This window comes from Leptospira alexanderi serovar Manhao 3 str. L 60, assembly GCF_000243815.2.
Classification (GTDB): Bacteria; Spirochaetota; Leptospiria; order Leptospirales; family Leptospiraceae; genus Leptospira; species Leptospira alexanderi.
The window spans coordinates 1-2210 of sequence record NZ_AHMT02000037.1 but is presented as its reverse complement, the minus strand read 5'-3'; the positions used below and the strand labels follow the sequence as shown (position 1 = coordinate 2210).

At 36.5% G+C, this 2210-nt stretch carries 2 pseudogenes; both read right to left on the bottom strand.

The annotated features are described in order from the left end of the window. A pseudogene (locus LEP1GSC062_RS12295) lies at nt 1-484 on the bottom strand (hypothetical protein); the annotation flags it as partial. Between the two features lie 146 nt (nt 485-630). After that, nucleotides 631-2210 (bottom strand): annotated as a pseudogene (locus LEP1GSC062_RS12290) (YceK/YidQ family lipoprotein); the annotation flags it as partial.

Genomic DNA, 2210 nt, shown 5'->3' with positions numbered 1-2210 from the left:
TTTTCTCCCCGATGTATCTGCCGCTTTTCCATAGATATCCATCACTTCTTGTAATGTACTTTTTCCTAATACGATTCCTTTGGAGGTAATTGCCAAAAAGGGAGGTTGTATTTTTATTTCGCGTATTTCTTCTCTATGATCGTCGAAAACAAAGGAAAGCCCCAGAGATTCGTAGTGTATTTCTATAACTTCATCATTAAAGTGATTCCTAATATATTGATTTCCGAATTTAGATTCCACGTCTCTAAATTGAGTTTTATTTATAACTAGGTCTAAAATTCCGACTCCATCTGATCGTTACAAGCGGGGAATTAGGAGCGCTGGTTTGCTTTCGTTTTTCCGAAATTTTTTCCTCTTGGGCATTCTGTCTTTTCAATCCTTCAACCACGTAGATTCGTCTATCAAAATCGTTGAATTTGGTTCTACAACTAAATCCCAACAAACAAAAGATCCATAAGAATTTTTGAATATTTATTCGAATCATAGATAAAAAGATTCCATTTATTATTGTAGAATTTTATTCACTCTAAATCATCGCCGTTGACATACCTACCAAAACGTATGTTGTGATTTTTTAGATCGGAGTGCCTTGGTTCGTTCTGTTTTTATTCTTTTTGTTTGTATGTAATCTCAGGTTTTATCATAAGTTCCACAAAAGACGGGATCTTCCTTAAAGGGATCTTCCTTAAAGGGATCTTTTCGGAAGGTTCCGTTTTTCCTTAAGTTTTCTAAAAAGAAGCGTTTCAAGTCTTCGTCTTTTCCGATCACATCGTAGAATATCTTTTGAATTTCGAACGCTTCGGAATGTCTTCCGGTTAGGCATTCCCTTATTCCTTCGTATTTGAAATATGCAGTTGCGAGAGAAGATACGTTTTCTAAAATACTTATTTTTCTGATTTTGTCTCCAGGGAATCTATGGACACGAGCAGAAAAAAGATTTTCTTTTCGGAGTCGAAGCATTTCCTTTTCCATAGAAATCAAGTCGATGCCGGCTAACGTTTTTTCAACGGCATAGACGTTTTTTGCTTCTACATAAGACTGAAGAATGGAATAGATCGGATATTTTACGTGAAATTCTTTCAGGGACGATTCCGTCCAATCCGTGAGAACTTTCCGTTTTGGTTTTGTCGCTTCGTTTACGTAACCTAATCTTAGTTCTTCTTGGGCGGCGCCCATTGGATAGAGTAGCTCATATTCACTTTTTCCACGATGGTATTCTTTTACTCCTAAATTGGGTTTGGCTCCGTATTTCAGTAGAATCTGAAACGTTTCCGCAGGGACAAAAACGCCTTGTATCGAAAGAATGAGAAGAGAAGTTTCCTCTTTTACCGTAATTTCTTGGTTTCCTAGTTTGTATATCCATTCCTTCCGTTTCAAAATGTGATTTGGATCCCAGCCCGTCTGAAGTAATTTTTCCACTAAATCAGGATATTTTAATATATGCTGTATGTTTGTTTCGTGCAATTGATCTAAAGGAAAACTGTCCGCATCCTTTAGATTTTTTACGATGATATCTATGGATTGGCGATTTTGACTTTTGTATGCGGCCACAAATAGATTTAGAGCGGACTTTGCGCTTTCCATCGGAAACTCTCGAAATGCCCTTTCAAGTAGGGGAGGACGATAGGCGATGACACCGGAAGAAATGGCGGAGATCCACGCCGTGCGTTTCCATTCTTTTTGCAGTTCCGGATTTTTTTGCAGGAATTTGTCCAGTTCCGATAAAAGTTCGACTCGATTGTACCAAAACTCTGAAAATTTTTGAGTTTCCGCTTTATTGAAAGAGTAATAGGGATCATGAAAGGGATCTTGAAATTTGTTTGTATTCTTTTTCAGAAATATCTTTGAGCAATTTGGCTCAAACAAATCAGAGGGTTTCTTTTCTTTCGGAAAATTCTTGAAGCACTTTTTTTAATACTTTAGGATTTTCAATGAGCACTCCCGAGGAAAAACAAGTTTTCCAAACTACATCATAGTATCTTTTTTCTAATATAGGATCTTTTTCGAAATTCTTCATAAAGAGTATATACAACTTCAAGCCGATCTCCTGGATTAAGAATCTTAGGAACAATCTTTCTGTAAGTTGTTTGTGTAGAAAAAAAAGAGGCCATGTAATCTATGATCCCGATTTTATGAGAATATAAATCGGACCTCCATTTATGTTCGTAAGGGAGTAAATCCTCTTGTTGCAAGAAATTGATCTTTTTTCA